The sequence below is a fragment of the Bacteroidales bacterium MB20-C3-3 genome, assembly GCA_035609245.1.
In the GTDB taxonomy this organism is placed as follows: Bacteria; Bacteroidota; Bacteroidia; order Bacteroidales; family UBA932; genus Bact-08.
The window spans coordinates 1,379,260-1,395,282 of record CP141202.1 but is presented as its reverse complement, the minus strand read 5'-3'; the positions used below and the strand labels follow the sequence as shown (position 1 = coordinate 1,395,282).

The window sequence follows — 16,023 nt, the reverse complement described above, 5'->3', positions numbered from 1 at the left end:
TCCACAAAGATATATATATTTTGTCTATTTTTGCACCTATGGACATGAGAAGTTTAAAGCAAAGATTCGATATTATTGGCAATAATCCTGCTCTTGACATGGCTCTTGAAACTGCCGTCAGGGTTGCCGGAACAGATCTTTCAGTATTGATAACAGGAGAAAGCGGTGTTGGTAAGGAGGTTGTCCCTCAGATTATACACTCATACAGTCCAAGAAAACATAAAAAGTACATAGCAGTTAACTGCGGAGCTATTCCTGAGGGGACAATAGATTCAGAGCTTTTTGGTCACGAAAAGGGGGCATTTACCGGCGCTGTGGAGACAAGAAAGGGCTATTTTGAGGTTGCCGATGAGGGGACTCTCTTTCTTGATGAGGTTGCCGAGCTTCCCCTCTCTACACAGGTAAGGCTTCTGAGGGTTTTACAGACAGGCGAGTTTATTAAAGTGGGCTCATCAAAAGTTGAAAAGACAGATGTCAGGGTTGTTGCTGCCACCAACAAGAATCTAATGAGAGCCATTGAGGCAGGGAAGTTTCGGGAAGATCTCTACTACAGGTTAAATACAGTTCCAATAACCATCCCCTCTCTCAGAGAGAGAAAAGATGATATATACCTGCTTTTCAGGAAGTTTGCTGTTGATTTTGCAGAGAGGTACAAGATGCCTTCAATAAAACTTACGGACCCTGCAAGAGTAATGCTAGAATCATACAGATGGCCGGGAAACATCAGGCAACTTAAAAGTCTGGCGGAGCAGATTTCTGTAATTGAACATAACAGGGAGATTGGACCGGAGGATCTGGTGAGATACCTGCCTGCTGAGGGCCCGGAATACCTTCCTGTGAAAACCTCTGAAAGTCAAGGGTCTGAGTATCTTACAGACAGGGATATAATTTTTAAAATACTATATCAGCTGAGGCACGAAGTTGAGGAGCTTAAAAAACGGTTAGAGACAAAACATCAGGTTGAGCCTGTTTCACCCGTACTGGACATAAATAAGAACTTTTCAAAAAGTGATGCGATTGTGGATTACGAAGAGGATGTAGTCCTCTCAATCCAGAATGTAAATGCAGAGTTGATTAAAAAGGCTTTGGAGAAGCACGGAGGTAAAAGAAAACTGGCTGCTGCCGAGTTGGGCATTTCAGAAAGAACGCTGTACAGAAAAATTAAAGAGCTGAATCTTGACCTGTAAAAGAGTATTTATGAAGAGAGTTCTGTTATATATAATTGTTATCCTGTTTGGACCGGTATCCTGCGGAATATACTCCTTTTCAGGGACATCTATAGCTCCTGATGTTACATCGATATCGGTTGCAAGGATAGAGAACAGGGCAATGCGTGTAAATCCATCTCTCAGCAATATACTTACCGAGGGGCTTAAGGAGAAGTACAGGAAGCTCACAAAACTCTCAATTACAGAGATGGATGCAGATCTTCAGGTTGAGGGGGAGATTACCAATTATGAGATAACCTCTATGGCTGTTACTGCTAATGAGGTTGCCTCAATGAACAGATTAACAATCACAATTAAAATCAGATTCTCCAATAAAAAATATCCAAAGGAGGATTTTGAAAGATCTTTTGCAGAATTTGAGGATTATCCCTCATCTACATCTCTTGATGCTGTTGAGGCAAGACTTGTGGATGCAATTGTAGAGAAGCTCACTGAGGCAATATTTAACGGTACGGTAGCAAACTGGTAATGGTATGGAAGACAATGAACTGACAGCTTTAGAGCAGCTTATTGAAAAGTACCCATGGTATTCGCTTGCTCATCTTGAGTTATATAAAAAGATAAGCGAGCAGGGTCCCGAGGCAAGAAAATCCTGCCTTGGCAGGGCCTCTGCATATGTTCACTCGCGGGAGCTGCTTTATGAAATTGCCGAACTTCACGATATGCCATCTCCTGCAGTCAATCAAGAGATTGAGCTTCCTGAGGAAAACCCGGCGGAGGTTTCAGAAAGTTTTGTTGAAGATCTTATAGAGGACCATGAATTGGATATCGATTCAGAACCGGAGCAGAAAACAGCCGAGGTTGTTCAGGAGGATGAGGATTTTATTGAGCTGATAGAGGATGGCGATGAAGAGATTATAGTAGTAGACTCTCCAAAGATTATCCCGGGGGGTGACTACTTCTCAAGAAATGAGATGGAGTCATTAGATCTTGACTCTTCTCGTCCAATAGACAAGTTTATAGCTGAGAAGCCGTCTCTTCTAAGGGGTTCTTCTCCAGCTGCTGATCCTGTAGTTATTGACATTCAGGAGGAGTTTGATGACTCGGGATTCTATACTGAAACACTTGCAGCTATCTATGCAGAACAGGGATTTGTGAAGAGGGCTCTGGATGTTTACGCAAAACTAATTTTGCTATATCCGGAAAAAAGTGTTTACTTTGCCTCCCTTGTTAAAGAGTTAAAGACCAAACACAACATATAATTATGTATACAGCTATATCAATAGTAATTGTAATTGCAAGCATTCTGCTTACTATAATAGTATTGGTGCAGAACTCAAAAGGCGGTGGACTTGCCGCAAATTTTGCTCAGGGCAACCAGACATTTGGAGTGCGCCAGACTGCTGATTTTCTCGAAAAGGCAACCTGGACACTGGCAATAGCAATAATTGTTCTTTGCGTTCTTGCTACAGCATTTGTTTCAACCGGAAACACAAACAGAGCCAATTCAATTCAGCAGAGAATTGAGCAGTCTGCACCTGTACAGGGTCAGCCTGAATTCCCTTCAGCTCAGCCTGAAACTCAGCAACAAACTCCTGCTGCAACACAAGAGACACCACCTACAAACTAAAAGAGTAAATTTTTTGTAAAAAATTTCTCGCAGAATATCAGCCCGTTACAAATGTAGCGGGCCTTTTTTTGCAAAAAAACAGTACTATGTGATACAAGGTAATAGAAAAAGTATATATATTTGCAGTACCAAATTCTAAACCAAATTAAGTATTCGTAAAATGAAAAAAGTTGTAACTGTAGGTATTGGGGGCAGATCCTTTGTTATTGACGAGGATGCCTATCAGAAATTAGAGCGATATCTGGCAAAATTCCGCCAAAAGACCGGAGAGGGCAGTGAGGCTGCAGATATTATGGATGATCTGGAGCAGAGAATAGCAGAGCTCTTTTATGATGAGCTGTCAAAGAGTGTGGAGGTTGTTAATATCTCTGTTGTTAACAGGGTAATTGCCCAGCTTGGAATGCCGGATGGTACCGCAGCAGATGACTCGGCAGACTTTGCAAACGATTCTGCTTCGGCAGGACTGAATCAGACTGTGGTAAAAAGATTATACAGGGATCCGGACAACAGGATAATTGGAGGAGTCTGCAGCGGTTTAAGCTATTATGTTAATATTGATATGGTCCTTATCCGCGTAATATTTGCTATAAGCCTGTTCCTGGGAGGACTTGGATTCTGGGCTTATATAATTTTCTGGATTATTGCTCCGCAGGCGATGACTGCCAGCCAGAAATGCGAGATGAGAGGTCTGCCTGTAACGGCAGAAAATCTGAGAAAATTTTCATCATTTAAATAGTAAACAGCCATGACAGATATTAATACTGATAATGTAAAGTCACAAATGCGCAAGGGTGTTCTTGAGTATTGCATACTTAGCATACTTAATAATAATGACGCGTATGCATCTTCTCTGATTGAGGAGCTGAAGAGTGCAAAGATGATTGTTGTAGAGGGAACTCTCTATCCACTTCTTACAAGACAGAAGAACCAGGGTATGCTAAGCTACAGATGGGAGGAGTCTCCTCAGGGACCTCCAAGAAAGTACTACTCCATAACAGATAAGGGCAAGGAGGTGCTTGCCGAGATGGATGCAGCATGGAAAGAGCTGGTGGAGACAATAGAGTTAATAAGAAACAATAAATCTCTGTAAATAAAATGAAAAAAGTTGTAAAGGTGAGTATTGGCAAAATTGCCTTCACTGTTGAAGAGGATGGATACCTCATACTAAAGGGATATATAGAGGAGCTAAATGATCACTACAGGGAGATTCAGAACGGCAGTGAGATTGTAGAGGGGATTGAGGAGAGGATAGCCGAACTGTTTCTGGATAAAAGTGGCCGCTCTTCTGTCATAACTTCAGTTATTGTTAACGAAGTTATTATGGTGCTGGGAAGGCCTGAGATAATTGACGAAGAGAGTAATGCAACAAATTTCAGAAGAGGCGGAGTGTCGGCCTCCGGAAGAGCGGAAAAGAGGCTTTACAGAGACCCCGACAATAAGATGATTGGGGGCGTATGCTCAGGCCTGGCTGCATATTTTAATATTGACATTGCTATTGTAAGGGTAATAACACTTGTTCTTCTCTTTTTCTCCTGGGTTCCGTTTATGTTAATCCCATTCACGGGTGTTCATTCTGTGGGATCTCTGGTTTTTCTTGCATATATTATAATGTGGATAGCGATTCCTGAAGCCAGAACAGTTCATCAGAAGTTTGCAATGAGGGGTGAAAAACCGGATCTTTCAAATATTCAGAGGAATATAGAGAGAGGTGCGCAGAGGGTAGGCAGGGATATAAAGAGAGCCGGAAAAAACGGGGCACCTGTTATAAATGATATATTCAGAGCAATATCCAAGGTTTTTGCAGTATTCCTTGTCTTGTTCTCGATAGGAGGTATTCTGATATTTTCATTTCTTTTCCTTGGTATAGAGATTTTTAACGGATTTAATCCGGGGGATATTATGGATTATGTTGCCCTTGGTATTGAAAATACTCTCTGGTTAAAAATATCTTCACTTGCATTTCTTTTCCTCCCTTTACTCGGGATGTTATACGGAGGTATTCAGATTCTTTTTGAGTTTCCTAATCCGAGATTCCGCCCCGGTCTGATTATTTTTATTCTGTGGATAATTTCCGGATTTGGCGCTGCCACACTTGCGGTTAAGTCTTCAAGACCATATTGGGAGAATAGCAGGGAGGTTGTAGATGTTCCTCTTGTTACAAAAAGTGACACAATATATTTAAGTCTGATGTACGATACACCGATGCCGGATGAAAACCTTATTATTGAGGGTGATAAAAATGACCTTTCAATCTTTTGGGTAGATAAAAGCGGCTCAGAGAAACATTTTGTTGCCTTTCCGCAAATTAGAATTGAGAGGACAACTGATGACTCTGTCAGGTATGTGAAGATGAGAACCCAATCTTTCGGGTACACCGGAGGTGAGGCAATGATGAAAGCACAAAGGAACCTGCCTGTATATGAACTGACAGATTCCCTTATTGTAATTCGTCCGGATGTCTATACCAAAAAAGCTAAATGGGATGGTACAAACAAAAGAGTTACTCTCTATCTGCCGGAAAATGTAAAAGTTATGCTCAAGGATCCAATCCGTTTTGGATTTGACGGCGATATTGAGATTATGAGCGGTTTTAGCTTTTTAAAACACCAAGCTCCTTGCCTACCTTGGTAAAGGCAGCTATTGCTCTGTCAAGATGTTCAGGCTCATGTCCGGCACTTATCTGAATCCGGATGCGGGCCTGTCCCTTTGGCACCACAGGGAAATAAAAGCCTATTACATATATACCCTCTTCAAGCATTTTTGCTGCAAAATCCTGTGAAAGTTTCGCGTCATAAAGCATCAATGCACAAATTGCAGACTGAGTTGGTTTAATATCAAAACCGGCTGCAAGCATCTTCTCTACAAAATATTTTGTGTTGTTGTGCAATTTGTCCTGAAGATCATTGGTCCTTGACATCATGTTAAACATGGCTATTCCCGATGCCGCAACCATTGGCGGGATAGAATTAGAGAAGAGGTACGGCCTGGATCTCTGACGGAGCATAGAAATAATCTCCTTCTTACCGGTTGTAAATCCTCCTATCGCACCACCAAATGCCTTACCGAGTGTGCCGGTTATAATTTCAACCTTTCCTCTGAGGTCATAAAGCTCTGTAGTTCCACGGCCTGTGTTACCAACTACCCCGGCTGAGTGAGATTCGTCAACCATTATCATAGCATTGTATTTGCCCGCAAGTTCATAGATCTTGTCTAGAGGAGCAACATTGCCATCCATAGAGAATACTCCGTCTGTTACAATTAGCCTGAATCTTTGAGCCTGTGCAAGTTTAAGGCAGTTTTCAAGTTCCTCCATATCGGCATTTGCGTATCTGTATCTCTGAGCCTTGCAAAGCCTTACCCCGTCAATAATTGATGCGTGGTTAAGGGAGTCCGATATAATAGCATCCTCCTCACCTAGCAGAGGCTCAAAAACTCCCCCGTTTGCATCAAAGCATGCAGCGTAAAGAATTGAATCTTCTGTCCCAAAGAATTCTGCAATTTTTTTCTCCAGTTCAATATGAAGATCCTGAGTCCCGCATATAAATCTAACGCTTGACATGCCAAAGCCGTGAGAATCGAGTGCATCTTTTGATGCTTTTATCAGCTCTGCATTATTTGACAGTCCGAGATAGTTGTTGGCACAGAAGTTCAGTACCTCTTGTCCTGTACTTACTTTTATAGCAGCCTGCTGAGGAGTTGTAATAATACGCTCTCTTTTAAAGAGTCCTGCAGCTTCAATACTCTCAAGCTCATTTGAGAGAAAACTCTGAAAATCTTTGTACATATTTCTGATTATTAAATTAATTGCACCATTTCTATACAAAATTAGCAAGTAAATAAGATATTTATAAATAAAAATATAAAAACTATTTTCGTTTTATTAGTTTTCCGTATATCTTTGTGCCCCGAAACAAAAAAGATATTATTAACCAATTTAAAATAAATGGAGTTAAGGGAGAGAATTATAGAGGTTTCATCTGAACTGTTCATGAGTAACGGATGTAAAAGCGTTACTATGGATGAGGTGGCTGCAGCTAACGGCATCTCTAAGAGGACACTATATGAGCACTTTAAGGATAAGACAAATCTGCTGGAGGAGTGCCTTCTTATGATGGAGGAGAAGATGAAAGAGGTGGGAGAGAAAGCATTCAGCGGATCAAGGAGTATATTGGAGCTTGTCTGTATTGAACATGAGAGTCAGACAGATATAATGATTAATATGCGAATAAGATTCTTTGACGAGTTAAAAAAATACTACCCTGAGCTCTATAATAAAATGTATGTGAGATTTACAGATTACCACAAAATAACAACAACTAAATTTCTTGAGAGGGGCCAGGAAGAGGGAATCTTTCTCAAAAATATTGATATGGAGCTTGTGGGCAAGATGGTATTTCAGATTGCAAGCATGATACAAGATTCTGAAATTTTTTCACTTGCAAATCATTCAAGAAAACAGCTTTTTAGAGAATCTATGGTTATGTACTTCAGGGGAATATCCACTGAAGAGGGAATTAAAATGATTGACAAATATTTAAATATAAAAGAATGAAAGTTTTAGCAGTTATTTTTATGTTACTGTCAGCTACGGCTATTAACGCCGCTGGCCCTGCCGACACTCTCAGGTTGACGGTTGAGGAGGCACTTGAAATTGCCCTGAGTGAAAACCTGAATATTAAGATTGCAGGAGCAGAACTGGAGAGGGTTGATTACCTCAGGCAGGAGAACTGGTATGCTCTTTTGCCATCAGTCAATGCATCCGGTCAATACTCAAACAATATTATGAAACCTGTTTTCTTCTCGGATTTTTTCCCGGGTGGTAAAATGGAGGTTGGATCAAAGCATAGCTACTCTCTTGCAGGAGCTGCTCAGTTGCCAATTTTTTCCATGGCATTGTATAAGAATATTCAGATGACTGAACTTGAGATAAAGGCTGCACTTGAATCTGCCAGAACGACAAAGCTGGATTTGATTCAGCAGGTCAAAAACGGCTTTTACGGAGTGGTAATGATGGAGGAGTCGCTGGTAGTTCTGGAGCAGAGTTATAAAAACGCAATGGAGAGTGCTGAAAATATTAGAAAGATGTATGAGCAGGGACTTGCAAGCGAATATGATAAAATTAGATCTGAGGTTGCCGCAAGAAATATATCTCCGGCTCTGACACAGGCCAGAAACGGACTTGAACTGGCAAAACTCCAGCTAAAAATTCTTCTCTCTTTACCCCTTACACAGGAGATAGAAGTTAACGGGGATTTTGAACACTTCTCAGGATTGATGGTAAGTTACTCAGCCGGGATTTTGAATCTTGAAGAGAATAGTAATCTGAAAACTCTGGATATCCAGCTTGAAAAACTAAATAAGAGCTATGAACTTATAAGATCTCAGCGTCTGCCAGTACTTGCCGGATTTGCAAATTACCAGATGCAGATGCAAAATGATAAATTCAACTTTGATAAACCGTGGGCTAACTCCTTTGCTGTAGGTCTTTCACTGCAGGTACCCATTTTCAATAAACTTTCAATATCACTGAAAGAGAAGCAGACAATGGTGGGGATAAGAAAACTTGAATATCAGAGAAGATTACTTAAAGAGTCTCTGACACTCTCCGCGCTAAACTCTGTTAACGAGATGAAGAGGGCCGGGGCACAGCTTAAATCAGACAAAGAGGCTGTAGATCAGGCTAAGAAGGGATATGAAATATCAAAAGTCAGATACACTACCGGAGCGGGGACAGTTCTTGAGATGAATGATTCAGAAGTGGCACTTACAAGGTCACGGTTAAATTACACGCAGACTCTTTATGATTTTATAAAGGCTAAAAATGAGTACGAAAAGGTCATTGGAAAGGAAAATATTGAAAAATAATAAATTACAGTTTAATAATATGAAGAAAGCTACATTTTTGATTGCAATTGGGCTTGTACTGTTCAGTGCTTGCAACTCCTCAAACAATGTTGTTGTTGAGGACAAAGAACTGCCGGTTGTAAAGGTGGTTGATGCAAAAGAGGAGATGGTAAATCAGATAGCTGAGTATACCGGTAATATTGAACCTTTTGTAAAGAATAATATTTCCAGCTCTGCTGCTCAGCGCATAGACAAGATATTTGTTGAGGTTGGATCTTATGTAAAGAAGGGCCAGCTACTTGTTCAAATGGAGAATCTAAATTATGCCAATGCAAGGATTCAACTTGAAAATTTGAAAACAGACCTTGCAAGGACTGAAGCTCTCTATAATGCAGGGGGGATCTCTCAGCAGCAGTTTGAGCAACTAAGGACCCAGGTTAGGGTTTCAGAAGAGAGTATTGCTAACCTTGATAAAAATACAAAACTTGTATCACCGGTAAATGGTGTTGTAACAGCAAGAAATTTTGACAGCGGGGATCTTGCAGTGGGACAACCAATATTAACAGTAATGCAATTGCAGCCGGTTAAGATAATGGTTGCTGTATCAGAGGAGTTCTATCCTGTTGTTAAAAATGGGACACCAGTAGAGATAACACTTGATGTCTACGACGGAAAAAAATATCAGGGCAAGGTAAGTCTGGTTTATCCTACAATAGATCCTATGACAAGGACTTTTCAGGTTCAGGTGAGCATAGCAAACCAAAGTATGGAAATTCGTCCTGGCATGTTTGCCAGGGCTAAAGTTGAGTTAGGGGCAAAGAAAAGAGTGGTTGTCCCTGACAAGGCTGTAATCAAACAGCAGGGGACTAATGACAAATATGTATATGTTCTTGACGGAGATATTGTCAAGTACACAAAAATTGAGTTGGGGAGAAGAATAGGAACAAATTATGAGATTATATCAGGCCTAAAAGCTGGTCAAAAGGTTGTTGTTGCAGGAATTAATAACCTGGTTGACGACACAAAAGTTAAAGTAACAGAGGGTGGATTAGACCTCTCATTTTAATTAATAACAGATTTTTTAATATGAAAATATACGAAAGTGCAGTAAAGAAACCGGTTACTACGGCCCTCATATTCGTGGCTCTGGTAGTTCTGGGACTTTTCTCATTCTCCAGACTTTCTGTTGACTTATATCCTGAAATTGAGCTCAATGCCGTAACGGTGATGACAACCTATTCCGGTGCAAGTACAATGGATATTGAGCAGAATGTAACAAAACGACTGGAGACATCTTTAAGTACAGTAAGCGACCTAAAGAGAATCAACTCCACTTCAAAGGATAATGTCTCTCTTATTACCATTGAGTTTGAGTACGGGACAAATATGGATGAGGCTGTAAATGATGTACGGTCAATTCTGGATATGCAGAGAAACTTTCTGCCGGAGGAGTGTGATAACCCTGTTGTCTTTAAGTTCAGTTCCGACATGATGCCAATCATGTTCATCTCCGCAAACTCAGATGTGAGTTCGAAAGGGCTCTATAAAATTCTTGAAGAGAAGGTCGCTAATCCTATTAACAGAATTGACGGGGTTGCATCCACTTCAATTTCCGGTGCACCTCAGAGAGAGATTCAAATCTCTACTGACCCGAATAAAATGCAGGCCTATGGTATTACTGTTGAGCAAGTTGCAAATCTTATTGCAATGGAAAATCGTAATATCCCGGGTGGTACAATTGATGTAGGGACAGATACCTATTCACTAAGGGTAGATGGTGAATTCAGAGAGAGTGACGAGATAAAAAACCTAATTGCAGGCAGCTACCTGGGAAGAAGTATCTATGTCAGGGATATTGCTGTTGTAAAAGATACACTTAAAGAGCGCTCAACAGAGGTATATACTAACGGAGAGAGGGGTGCAACACTTGTTGTACAGAAGCAATCCGGTGCTAATGTGGTTGAAATTGCAGACAAAATCCTTAAGGAGTTGCCTATGATACAAAATTCACTGCCGCCTGATGTTAAACTTGAGGTTATTCTGGATACTTCTGAATTTATAAAGGATAGTATTGGATCTCTTACTGAGACAGTTCTTCTTGCAGGTCTCTTTGTAATGATTGTCGTTCTCTTATTCCTTGGAAGATGGCGTGCCACTTTTATAATTATTCTGACTATTCCGGTATCGTTAATAGCTGCTTTTATATATTTGATGATTACCGGAAACACTCTCAACATTATATCACTAAGTTCTTTGTCCATTGCAATTGGTATGGTTGTGGACGATGCTATAGTAGTGCTTGAGAATATCACAACTCATATTGAAAGGGGCAGTAAACCAAAAGATGCTGCAATTTATGCAACAAATGAGGTGGCTGTGGCTGTAATTGCCTCAACATTAACGATAATATCTGTTTTCTTCCCTCTCACAATGGTGTCAGGACTTGCAGGGATTATGTTTAAGCAGCTTGGATGGATTGTAACAATCATAATTACTGTGTCAACAGTTGCTGCGCTAACCCTTACGCCAATGCTCTCTTCAATGATGCTCAAGCAGGATCCAAAGAGGTCAAAATGGTTTATGTTCTTCTACTCTCCAATTGAAAAGGGTCTTGATGGACTAGATAACTGGTACGAGAGACTTTTAAGAACTGCAGTAAATTACAGATATGTTGTAATTGCTATATCGGCTGCAATTTTTATAACCAGCCTTATGTTGCTTTCAAAGGTGGGTACAGACTTTTTCCCTGAATCTGATAACTCTCAGATAGCAATTACGGTTGAGTTGCCTGTGGGCTCAAGGGTGGAGCAGGCCAGGAAACTTAATGAATATCTTTATGAGAAGTGGAATGAGAAATATCCTGAGATAGAGATTTTACAAGCATCTCTGGGTCAGTCAGACGGATCAAATGTATTTATGTCAATGAGAAGCTCCGGAACTCACCTGGTTTCGTTTACAGCCAGACTGTGTGATCCTAAGGAGAGAGAGAGGGATATGTTTGAGATTGGAGATGAGATGAGAAAAGATCTTCAGGAGTTGCCTGAACTTTACAGATATACTGTTACTCCCGGTGGCGGAGGAGGAATGGGAATGGGATCAGGTGGAACAACTCTGGAGCTGGATGTGCTTGGATATGACCTTGAGAACTCCGAAATTGTTGCAGGCCAGATCTCCGAAATTATGAAAAACACAGAGGGTCTGAGAGATGTTAAACTGAGCAGGGAGGATTATATGCCACAGTTCCAGGTGATGTTTGACAGGAACAAACTTGCAATGAACGGCCTTAATATGACCATGGCTGCTACGGTTGTAAGAAACAGAATAAATGGTGTTACAGCCTCCTACTTCCGTGAAGATGGAGAGGAGTATGATATAGTTGTTAAAAATGATGCTAAGTTTAGAACAACTATTGATGACATAAATAATATTCTTCTTTATAACTCACAAGGGAAGGCTGTAAGACTCAGCGAAGTGGGAACTGTTATTGAAAGTTTTGCGCCACCTTCAATTGAGCACCTTGACAGAGAGAGGGTTATTAAGGTAACCGGAACTATATTCAAGAGATCTTTGGGGGATGTAGCAGAAGATGTAAACAAAGAGGTGGCTAAAATTAAGATGCCTCAGGGAATTGCTGTTGAGCTGGCCGGATCTATTGAAGAGCAGCAGGAGTCATTTGGTGATATGTTTACCCTCCTTGCGCTGGTTGTTCTTCTAACATATATTGTTATGGCTGCCCAGTTTGAGTCATTCAGAGATCCTTTCATAATTATGTTCTCGCTGCCATTTGCTTTTAGCGGTGTGTTTGTCGCCCTGTGGTTAACCGGTACAACATTAAGCCTTATTGCTCTTATTGGAGCTGTAATGCTGGTGGGTATTGTGGTGAAGAACGGTATTGTGCTGATTGACTATATTAATCTTAATAAAGAGAGAGGGGCTTCTGTAAAGAGAGCCGTTATATCCGGAGGTAAATCTCGCCTCCGTCCTGTTTTGATGACTACTTTAACCACTATTCTCGGTATGTTCCCAATGGCTATGGGTATTGGTGAAGGTTCTGAAATATGGCAGCCAATGGGTATTGCAATTATTGGAGGTCTCACCCTCTCAACTATCCTTACCCTGATTGTTATTCCGTCAATTTATACAGCTTTCCATGCAGGAGATATAAAGAGGGGAAGAAAGAGATGGGCAAAACAATTAAAAACTCTTAAAACAGCATAATATGAAAGCAGTGATGATCATATATAATCAGGCCCACAACTCACTTGTTCAGGCAGCACTTGATAAGTGTACTGTAAGGGGGTTTACAAAGTGGCCGGAGGTTCAGGGCAGAGGAAGTCAAAAAGGTGAACCGCACTATGGTACGCACGCATGGCCCTCAATGAACATGGCAACCCTTGCGGTTGTTGAACCGGAAAAATTGTCTATATTGCTTGCCGAATTAAAGGCAATAAATGATTCTGCAGAGAAGCAGGGGCTAAGAGCCTTTGTATGGGAAGCGGAATCGGCAATATAGAGATGGAAAGTATTAAAGAGATTTTTAAAACAGGCCGGGGACCGTCAAGCAGCCATACAATGGCTCCTGCCCGCGCCGCCGGAATATTTTTGAAGAGGCAGGAGGCTGCCTCTTCTTTTATTGTAACACTTTATGGCTCACTTGCAGCTACAGGGGTGGGGCACATGACTGATGTTGCACTGCTTGATGTGCTGGGAAGAGAGAGGACTAAGATTGAGTTCCGCCCTGATATTTTTTTACCGGAACACCCTAACGGGCTCAAATTTGAAGCATTTGACCCTCTTGGGAAAAAGATGGGTGAATGGATAACATTCAGTATTGGTGGCGGAGACCTGAGCGATACCGGCACCAGGGAGGTGAAAGATATGATCTATCCCCACTCAAAAATGTCAGAGATTCTAGAGTGGTGTCAGGATAATGGGATGACCTTCTGGGAATATGTTCAGATGTATGAAGGAGGCGATATCTGGGATTTCCTTGCAGATGCCTGGGAAGTTATGCAGGATGCCGTTGAGAGGGGGCTTGAGACCGAGGGGGTTCTTCCGGGAGGTCTTAAACTCCAGAGGAAGGCTGCCTCTTTTTACATAAAAGCAAAGGGTTATCAGGGCTCTATGCAGAGAAGGAGTATGACTTTTGCATTTGCTCTTGCTGTCTCTGAAGAGAACGCCTCGGGAGGGCTGGTTGTCACGGCTCCCACTTGTGGCTCATCCGGAGTAATACCTGCTCTTCTATACCTCAACAAGCAGTTCTATGATTTTTCTGATAAAAGAATAATAAGGGGTTTGGCTACAGCCGGACTAATCGGCAACATAATAAAGACAAATGCATCAATCTCCGGTGCCGAGGTTGGATGCCAGGGAGAGGTTGGATCTGCCTGTGCTATGGCGGCAGCGGCCGGTGTGCAGCTATTTGGAGGGACTCCGGCTCAGATAGAGTACGCCGCTTCAATAGGAATAGAGCATTTTCTCGGCCTCACCTGTGACCCTGTTTGCGGACTTGTGCAGGTTCCATGTATTGAGAGAAATGCCTTTGGTGCGACAAGAGCAGTAGATGCGAATATGTACGCTTTGCTCTCAGACGGCAAACACCTTGTCTCATTTGACACTGTGGTAGAGGCAATGAAGAGAACGGGACACGATTTGCCTCGTCTATACAAGGAGACTGCAGAAGGAGGATTGGCCGGATTGATGGGAAAGGTTTAGGTTTTTAGAAAAAATGGTGTTAATTTAGCATTCACATCCAAGCAAAAAATATTAACTATTAAATTTATAAATAATTATGGCAATAGCAGTTAACGATTCGAATTTCAATGAGATAGTGATCAAATCAGATAAACCTGTACTTGTGGATTTCTGGGCTCCATGGTGTGGACCGTGCAGAGTCATAGCTCCAATAGTTGAGGAGCTTGCTGCTGAGTACGAGGGCAAAGCTGTGATTGCAAAATGCGATGTTGATAATAGTTCGGAGGTACCTGTTAAGTTTGGAATCCGTAATATTCCTACTCTTCTCTTCTTTAAGAATGGTGAGGTTGTGGATAAGATTGTCGGATCTACTTCCAAAGCTAATATTATAGCTAAGATCAATTCTCTTATTTAAAAGTTATGAAAAAGTTTATAACCCTTGCATTGGCGCTTATTATGACAGCATCCTTTGCCGGGGCGCAGTCAAGATTTGGTATTAAGGCGGGACTGAATTTTAACACTCTTGAAGATGTTACTCAGAGCGGTTCTGTTGATAATGCCTGGAAAAGCCAGACAGGTTATCATTTTGGTATAGCCTGGCAAATAAAGGTTCCGCTACTGGGCATTGCTCTTCAGCCTGAGCTTCTCTACTCAAAGGTAAAGACGCATATTGCTGACATCCCTGCAGAGGGTCGGTTTTCCCCATCTTCCTATTATGTGTCATCCCAATACCCTCAAGTTATTATTGACGACACATTCAATCCGGCAGAAATTGAGCTTGACTATCTGACTCTTCCAATAAACATCCAGCTGGGGATAGATATGCTACTATTCAGACCATTTGTTTTTGTAAGTCCATATGTATCTTTTGCTCTCCAGAAGGGTGCAGACCTGGAGGATCAGGAATGGGATAACATTAACAGATTTAACTACGGAGTTGGTGCAGGTGTTGGTCTTGATATATGGAAACTGCAGATTGTAGGGAAATACAACTGGGGTCTTGGCAGGTTGGAGTCGGCAACAAATACAACATGGGCTCAAAAATACGAAAATGCTAAACTTCAGGGGTTTCAGCTCTCGGTTGCTCTTATGTTTTAAATAATAATGGGAAAGAGAATCTGCGTCTACTGTTCTTCCAGCAATGTGCTGGACAAAAAATATCTGGAGGCCGCCAACACCTTTGCTGAGGCGGCTTCCGGCCGTAATTGGACCATTGTATGCGGTGGGAGTCGCAGAGGTCTTATGGGAATTATTATTGACAGGATGCTTGATCTCGGTGGTGATATTGAGGGTGTAATGCCCTCTTTTATGAAGGAGATTGAACTGGAGCACCGCTCTCTGCAAAACCTTATTTTAGTAGATTCAATGGCCAGGCGTAAGGAGCTCTTAAGAGAAAATACTCATGCTGTGGTTGCTCTTCCCGGAGGAATAGGGACCATTGAGGAGTTTATCGAGACCTACACTCTAAAGAGGCTGGGTATTTACGAGGGGTGTGTTGCAATTCTGAATCTTGACGGATTTTTTGATCCAATGCTAAAGATGTTTGAACATCTTGTGAATGAGAAAATGCTTAACAGTAACTGGAGTGACTCACTAATAATAGCTCAAAGTACAGAAGAGCTGGTTGAATTGCTTGAATGTGCTGTTCCTCAGAGAATGCATCCTGCTCATTATGCTCCTGCCTAA

Annotated in this window: 17 protein-coding genes; 16 read left to right on the top strand and 1 reads right to left on the bottom strand. The window is 41.5% G+C overall.

Annotated elements, in window-relative coordinates; translation table 11 throughout:
• Positions 1 to 38: 38 nt before the first annotated feature.
• The 7 genes from U5907_06265 to U5907_06235 all read left to right on the top strand — a co-directional run bounded on the left by U5907_06265 (position 39) and on the right by U5907_06235 (position 5,430).
• Complete coding sequence (locus U5907_06265; protein ID WRQ32187.1) at positions 39 to 1,187, top strand: sigma-54 dependent transcriptional regulator; 1,149 nt, start codon at positions 39 to 41, stop codon at positions 1,185 to 1,187.
• 10 nt (positions 1,188 to 1,197) lie between these two features.
• The gene (gene lptE, locus U5907_06260; protein ID WRQ32186.1) at positions 1,198 to 1,698 is read left to right on the top strand and encodes an LPS assembly lipoprotein LptE; all 501 of its coding nucleotides are present in this window, start codon (positions 1,198 to 1,200) and stop codon (positions 1,696 to 1,698) included.
• 4 nt (positions 1,699 to 1,702) lie between these two features.
• Positions 1,703 to 2,431 (top strand): hypothetical protein, encoded by a 729-nt coding sequence (locus U5907_06255; GenBank protein ID WRQ32185.1) that lies wholly within the window; start codon positions 1,703 to 1,705, stop codon positions 2,429 to 2,431.
• 2 nt (positions 2,432 to 2,433) lie between these two features.
• Positions 2,434 to 2,799: a preprotein translocase subunit SecG gene (secG, locus tag U5907_06250; GenBank protein ID WRQ32184.1), complete on the top strand. Its 366-nt coding sequence runs from the start codon at positions 2,434 to 2,436 to the stop codon at positions 2,797 to 2,799.
• Between the two features lie 160 nt (positions 2,800 to 2,959).
• The gene (locus U5907_06245; GenBank protein WRQ32183.1) at positions 2,960 to 3,535 is read left to right on the top strand and encodes a PspC domain-containing protein; all 576 of its coding nucleotides are present in this window, start codon (positions 2,960 to 2,962) and stop codon (positions 3,533 to 3,535) included.
• 18 nt (positions 3,536 to 3,553) lie between these two features.
• Positions 3,554 to 3,889: a PadR family transcriptional regulator gene (locus U5907_06240; protein WRQ34083.1), complete on the top strand. Its 336-nt coding sequence runs from the start codon at positions 3,554 to 3,556 to the stop codon at positions 3,887 to 3,889.
• A 5-nt stretch (positions 3,890 to 3,894) separates the two neighbouring features.
• The gene (locus U5907_06235) at positions 3,895 to 5,430 is read left to right on the top strand and encodes a PspC domain-containing protein (GenBank protein ID WRQ32182.1); all 1,536 of its coding nucleotides are present in this window, start codon (positions 3,895 to 3,897) and stop codon (positions 5,428 to 5,430) included.
• Here the strand turns inward: U5907_06235 and kbl are convergent.
• Positions 5,390 to 6,583: a glycine C-acetyltransferase gene (gene kbl / locus U5907_06230; protein ID WRQ32181.1), complete on the bottom strand. Its 1,194-nt coding sequence runs from the start codon at positions 6,581 to 6,583 to the stop codon at positions 5,390 to 5,392. The two genes, U5907_06235 and kbl, sit on opposite strands and share 41 nt — an antisense overlap.
• Positions 6,584 to 6,742: 159 nt before the next feature.
• Between kbl and U5907_06225 the strand changes: the two genes are divergently transcribed.
• From U5907_06225 to U5907_06185, 9 genes are all read left to right on the top strand, one after another.
• The gene (locus tag U5907_06225) at positions 6,743 to 7,351 is read left to right on the top strand and encodes a TetR/AcrR family transcriptional regulator (GenBank protein WRQ32180.1); all 609 of its coding nucleotides are present in this window, start codon (positions 6,743 to 6,745) and stop codon (positions 7,349 to 7,351) included.
• Complete coding sequence (locus U5907_06220) at positions 7,348 to 8,664, top strand: TolC family protein (GenBank protein ID WRQ32179.1); 1,317 nt, start codon at positions 7,348 to 7,350, stop codon at positions 8,662 to 8,664. The genes U5907_06225 and U5907_06220 overlap by 4 nt, the downstream gene beginning before the upstream one ends.
• Before the next feature lie 19 nt (positions 8,665 to 8,683).
• Positions 8,684 to 9,709 carry an efflux RND transporter periplasmic adaptor subunit gene (locus tag U5907_06215; protein ID WRQ32178.1) on the top strand — a complete coding sequence of 342 codons (1,026 nt, stop codon included), beginning with the start codon at positions 8,684 to 8,686 and terminating at the stop codon, positions 9,707 to 9,709.
• Positions 9,710 to 9,729: 20 nt separating this feature from the next.
• Positions 9,730 to 12,861 carry an efflux RND transporter permease subunit gene (locus U5907_06210; protein ID WRQ32177.1) on the top strand — a complete coding sequence of 1,044 codons (3,132 nt, stop codon included), beginning with the start codon at positions 9,730 to 9,732 and terminating at the stop codon, positions 12,859 to 12,861.
• A 1-nt stretch (position 12,862) separates the two neighbouring features.
• On the top strand, positions 12,863 to 13,156 hold the full coding sequence (locus U5907_06205; protein ID WRQ32176.1) for a PG0541 family transporter-associated protein: 294 nt from the start codon (positions 12,863 to 12,865) through the stop codon (positions 13,154 to 13,156).
• A 2-nt stretch (positions 13,157 to 13,158) separates the two neighbouring features.
• Positions 13,159 to 14,358 carry an L-serine ammonia-lyase gene (locus tag U5907_06200; protein WRQ34082.1) on the top strand — a complete coding sequence of 400 codons (1,200 nt, stop codon included), beginning with the start codon at positions 13,159 to 13,161 and terminating at the stop codon, positions 14,356 to 14,358.
• Between the two features lie 76 nt (positions 14,359 to 14,434).
• Positions 14,435 to 14,752, top strand: a complete 318-nt coding sequence (gene trxA, locus U5907_06195; GenBank protein WRQ32175.1) for a thioredoxin — start codon at positions 14,435 to 14,437, stop codon at positions 14,750 to 14,752.
• A 5-nt stretch (positions 14,753 to 14,757) separates the two neighbouring features.
• Entirely contained in the window at positions 14,758 to 15,435 is a 678-nt protein-coding gene (locus U5907_06190) for a porin family protein (protein ID WRQ32174.1), read from the top strand.
• A 6-nt stretch (positions 15,436 to 15,441) separates the two neighbouring features.
• Positions 15,442 to 16,023 carry a TIGR00730 family Rossman fold protein gene (locus tag U5907_06185; protein ID WRQ32173.1) on the top strand — a complete coding sequence of 194 codons (582 nt, stop codon included), beginning with the start codon at positions 15,442 to 15,444 and terminating at the stop codon, positions 16,021 to 16,023.